The organism is Streptomyces sp. MK37H, from assembly GCF_018035285.1.
Classification (GTDB): Bacteria; Actinomycetota; Actinomycetes; order Streptomycetales; family Streptomycetaceae; genus Streptomyces; species Streptomyces endocoffeicus.
The window spans coordinates 1-5,066 of sequence record NZ_JAAAYH010000539.1 but is presented as its reverse complement, the minus strand read 5'-3'; the positions used below and the strand labels follow the sequence as shown (position 1 = coordinate 5,066).

Below are 5,066 nucleotides of genomic sequence, written 5' to 3'. Positions count from 1 at the left end.
ACCAGAAGGACCGTCGTCGGCACCGCCATGGCCGCGGGCGCCGCCGCCGGACTCGCCGGCCCGGCCACCGCGTACGCCGCCGAGCCGCAGGCCCCCGCCGCGGCCGCCCGCCCCGCGGGGGACCCCTGGGAAACGGTCCTCGCCGACGCCGACATGGTGTGGCAGAAGATGCCGCAGACCTGGTACGAGGGCCCCTTCCTCGGAAACGCCCTGCTCGGCTCGGGCATCTACGCCGAACCGGGCGACGGACACGCGGTGCGCTTCAATGTGCAGCACAGCGAGGTCCAGGACCACCGGCCGGAGTTCGGCTCCCTCTTCGGGCTCGCACGGCTGCCCATCGGGTACTTCACCCTGGAGCCGGTCGGTGCCATCACCGCCGTCGACTGGCGGCTGCGGCTCCACGACGCCGAGCTGACCGGGACCATCACCACCGACAAGGGCACGCTCGCTCTCCGCGCCCTGGTGCACAACTCACGCTCCGTCATGGCGATCGAGGTGACCCCGAGCGCCGGTGAGACCGCGTTCCGCTGGGTGTTCCACCCCGCCGAGGCCATCAGCCCGCGAGTCGGCTTCAAACCGGTGCCCGACGGCTACACCGGCAACCCCCCGGCCGTCGTCGAGGACCACCACGGCGTCCAGGCCGCCGTGCAGCCGCTGCTCGCCGGCGGACAACATGTGACGGCCTGGCGGGAGCGGACCCGCGCCGGGCGGCGGACGCTGTACGTCACCGTGGCCCACTCCCACCCCAAGCGCACAGCGCGCGACCGCGCCCTGAAGGACATCGGGTCCGCCTCGGCGCTCCCCTACGACGCCCTCGCGCCCACCCATCGCGCCTGGTGGCACGCCTACTACCGGAAGAGCTTCCTCTCCCTCCCCGACGCCCGGCTCCAGCGCTTCTACTGGATCCAGCTGTACAAGGTGGCCGCGGCCGCGCGCGCCGACGCCCCCGTGATGGCCACCTCGGGGCCCTGGCTGGAGTCCACCCCGTGGCCCGCCACCTGGTGGAACCTCAATGTGCAGCTGGAGTACTGGCTGATCCACGGCTCCAACCACCTCGAACTCGACGCGGTGACACGGGCGCTCGGCGAATTCCGCGACAACCTCTCCAACCAGCTCGACGCCCCGTACCGCAAGGACTCGGCGGGCATCCCCCGGACCACCGACATCCATCTGGTCAACGGCGGCGCGGTGGCGAACGGCGGCTTCGCGGTCGGCATCCCCGGCCAGGACCCGCCCACCCCGGAGGTCGGCAACCTCACCTGGGCGCTGCACAACGTGTGGCTGACGTACCGCCACACCATGGACGAGTCGGTGCTGCGCGATGTGGTCTATCCGCTGCTGCGCAAGGCCATCGCCTACTACCTCCACTTCCTCACCCCCGGCAGCGACGGCAAGCTGCATCTGCCCGCCACCTTCTCGCCCGAGTACGGCGTCAACGCGCCCGACTGCAACTACGACCTGATGCTGCTGCGCTGGGGCTGCGCCACCCTCCTGGACGCGGCCCGGATCCTCGGCGTCAAGGACCCCTCCGCGCCGCGCTGGCGGGAGGTGCTGGCCAAGCTCACGCCGTACCCCGTCGACGAGAACGGCTTCATGATCGGCGCGGGGGTGCCCTTCGCCAAGTCCCACCGCCACTACTCCCATATGCTCGCGGTCTATCCGCTGTACGAGGTCACCTGGGAGGACCCCGCCAAGCGCGAGCTGATCGAGACCTCCCTCAACCACTGGGTCGGCTTCGAGGGCGCGCTCCAGGGCTACACCTTCACCGGCGCCGCCTCGATGTCCGCGCAGATGGGGCGTGGTGAGGACGCGCTCAAGTACCTGGGCGAGCTGATGCGCCGCTTCATCCAGCCGAACACCATGTACAAGGAGTCCGGCCCGGTCATCGAGACGCCGCTGTCCGCCGCGCAGTCGCTGCACGACATGGTGTGCCAGAGCTGGGGCGGGGTGATCCGGATCTTCCCCGCGCTGCCCGCCGCCTGGAGTGAGCTGATGGTCCACGACTTCCGCACCCAGGGCGCCTTCCTGCTGAGCGCCGCCCGCGAGGGCGGCCGGACCCGCTGGGTGCGGCTGCGCAGCGAGGCGGGCGCGCCCTGTGTCGTACGGCACTCCCTGGACGGGCCCATCGAGGTGCGGGACGGGCGCGGGCGGCTGCTGCCGTACGAGACCGTGGGCGCGGGCACGATCCGGATCGCGCTCTCCAGGGGCCAGGAGGCGATCATCACCGCCCGCGGCGACCGCCCGGACCTGACGGTCCGCCCGGTCGAGGCGGGCGAGCCGGCGCCGCGCTGGGGGCTCCCCGCGTCCTGAACCGCGTCCCAAACCGCGTCCCCGGTCTCCCGGGCCGCGCCCCCGTTCCCGCGCCCCCGGTCTCCCGTCCCGGCCCCGGTCGCCGACGAATGACGCGTGCCGACCGCCGTTCCGGGTTACCCATCACGCATGAGACGCATCAGTGACTTCGACCGCCGGCTGTTCGCGCGGGTCGCGGACAGCCGGCTCCGCGGTGCCCATCCGCTGCTGCCCCGGCTCAGCCGGGCCGCCGACCACGGCCGGCTGTGGTTCGGCACGGCCGGGGTGCTCGCCACGGTCGGCGGCCGCACCGCGCGGCGGGCCGCGCTGCGCGGGGTGGGCTCGCTCGCCGCCGCCTCACTCGTGTCGAACGTCGTGGTCAAGTGGACCGTGGAACGCAAGCGTCCGGTCCTGGACGCGGTGCCTCTGGTGCGCCGGCTGCGCCGGCAGCCGTGGACCAGCTCCTTCCCCTCCGGGCACTCGGCCTCCGCCGCCGCCTTCGCCACCGGGGTGGCGCTGGAGTCCTCGCGGTACGGTCTGCTGGTCGCCCCGCTCGCCGCCGCCGTCGCCGCCTCCCGGGTGTACGTGGGCGTCCACTACCCCAGCGATGTGCTGGCCGGTGTCGCCCTCGGCGCCGGGGCCGCCGCGCTGACCTGCCGCTACTGGCCGCCGCGCCCCGAGGTCCCGGCGCAGGCCCGGCCGAGGATCTCGGCGCCCGCCCTGCCCAAGGGCGACGGTCTGGTCGTCGTGGTCAACCAGCGGGCCGGTACGGGTACCCCCACCGGCGGGTTCACGGTCGCCGAGCAGCTGCGGGTGCTGCTGCCCGCCGCGGACATCGTGGAGTGCGGGCCCGACGACGACTTCATGAGCCTGCTCCGGCAGGCCGCCCAGCGCGCCGCCGAGCGGGCCGGGGCGCTGGGCATCTGCGGCGGGGACGGCAGCGTCAACGCGGCCGCCACGATCGCGGCCGAACGCGGGCTGCCGCTCGCCGTGTTCCCCGGCGGCACCCTCGACCACTTCGCCCTGGACGTCGGCGTACCGGCCTTCGAGGACACCGCGCACGCCGTGACCGAGGGCGACGCGGTGGCCGTGGACCTCGGCCGCGCCACGCCCCTCGCCGGAGGCGACGGGACCAGCCACTTCGTCAACACCTTCAGCCTCGGCTTCTACCCGGAACTGGTGCGGATCCGGGAGAGCCTGCAGAGCCGGCTCGGCAAGTGGCCCGCGGCCGCCGTCGCACTCACCCGGGTGCTGCGCACCGCGAGCCCCATGGAGGTCGAGGTCAACGGGCGGCCGCGGCGGCTGTGGATGCTGTTCGCCGGCAACGGCGTCTACTCCCCCGAGGGTTTCGCGCCCACCTACCGTCAGCAGCTCGACGACGGGCTGCTCGATGTGCGGGCGATCGACGGCGAGGAGCGGCTGGCCCGCACCCGGCTGCTGATCGCGGCGCTCACCGGCACGCTCGGGCGGTCACATGTCTATACGACGCGGCGCATGCGCCAACTGCGCCTGTCGGGCCTCCACAGCGTGGACAGCCGGGCCTACGATGGAGAGGTGGCCGCCGACCCCGCGGAGCAGCTGCTCATCGACAAGTGGCCGGGGGCGCTCACCGTCTACCGCCCCGCCGAGCCGCAGAACGAGCTGCTCCAAAGAGCCCGTACGGCGGCCGCGAAGGCACCCCATCGGTGGAGGGCCCTACTACGCAAGTAGTACTCGCAAGTCTGTGCTCAAGGACGACGACGGGGGCACAACCCACCGTCAAGGATGAGGGCATGGACGAAGACCGATCGGCCCAGGGGGCCGCGACGTGACCTCCCTCGCGCTGTCTGTGCTGCTGGCCCTGGCCTCGGCGGTCTGCTACGCGGCCGGAGCCATACTCCAGGAGCATGTCGCGGCCACGACGCCGCGCCTCGCGTCCGCTCCGCTGCGGCGCGGGAGTTGGTGGACCGCGGTGACCCTCAACGGGGCGGGCGCGGTCCTCCATGTGATCGCCCTGGCCTACGGCCCGCTGAGCGTGGTGCAACCCCTAGGGGCTCTCACAATCGTCTTCGCCCTGCCGATGGCGGCCGTGTTCGTCCGCCGCCGGGTCGGCGCGGCCGGCTGGCGGGGAGCGCTGCTGGCCACCGTGGGGCTCGCCGGGCTGCTCTCGCTGACCGGCTCCTCGCGGGCCCAGGCGCTGGCCGAGCGGGACGGCTTCTGGCTGATCGTGATCACGGTCTCCGTCATCGCCGTGCTGATCGGGGCGGCTCGTCTGATGCGGTCGCCCGGGATCCGCGGTGTGCTGCTGGCGGCGGCCGCGGGGACGGCCTTCGGCGTCTCGTCGGTGGTCACCAAGAACGTGGCCGTGGAGTGGACCTGGGACGCGTGGCAGGACGCCCTGCCCGGCCTGGTCACGATCGGGCTGCTGGCCTCGGGCGGGGTGCTGCTGTCCCAGGCGTCGTACCGGGGCGCCGGGCTGGCCTCGCCGCTGGCGACGGCGACCGTGGTCAACCCCGTGGTCGCCACCGCAGTCGGCCTCGCCGCGCTGGGCGAGCACTTCCGGCATGGCGCGCCCGGCACGCTGCTGGCCCTGATAGCGGCCCTCGTCGCGAGCACCGGTCTGGTGATGCTGACGGTGCACAACGCCGAGGCGGAAGCGGAAGCGGAAGCGGAAGCGGAAGCGGCCGCCAACGACGCCGAGGCCACGGTCGTCGAGGAGCCGGACGCCCCCGGACACGACAGGCGCGACGCCGCGGGTGGAGCCGGCGGGCCGGAGATTCCGGAGGGGCCCGGCGGAC

3 protein-coding genes are annotated in these 5,066 nt (G+C 73.5%); all 3 read left to right on the top strand.

The features are described 5' to 3' along the window. The coding region (locus tag GWI24_RS40025; RefSeq protein ID WP_210950939.1) for a glycoside hydrolase family 95-like protein at nucleotides 1–2,310 on the top strand (2,310 nt) is incomplete at its 5' end. Nucleotides 2,311–2,439: 129 nt separating this feature from the next. Then, nucleotides 2,440–3,999, top strand: coding sequence for a bifunctional phosphatase PAP2/diacylglycerol kinase family protein (locus GWI24_RS40020; RefSeq protein WP_210950938.1), 1,560 nt, complete (start codon nucleotides 2,440–2,442; stop codon nucleotides 3,997–3,999). 97 nt (nucleotides 4,000–4,096) lie between these two features. Next, nucleotides 4,097–5,066: DMT family transporter (locus GWI24_RS40015; RefSeq protein ID WP_210950937.1), on the top strand; the 970-nt coding region annotated here is incomplete at its 3' end.

Bases quoted from the DNA above. Each gene is read 5' to 3' on its own strand.
- GWI24_RS40020 (WP_210950938.1), top strand. From the start codon at position 2,440: ATGAGACGCATCAGTGACTTCGACCGCCGGCTGTTCGCGCGGGTCGCG.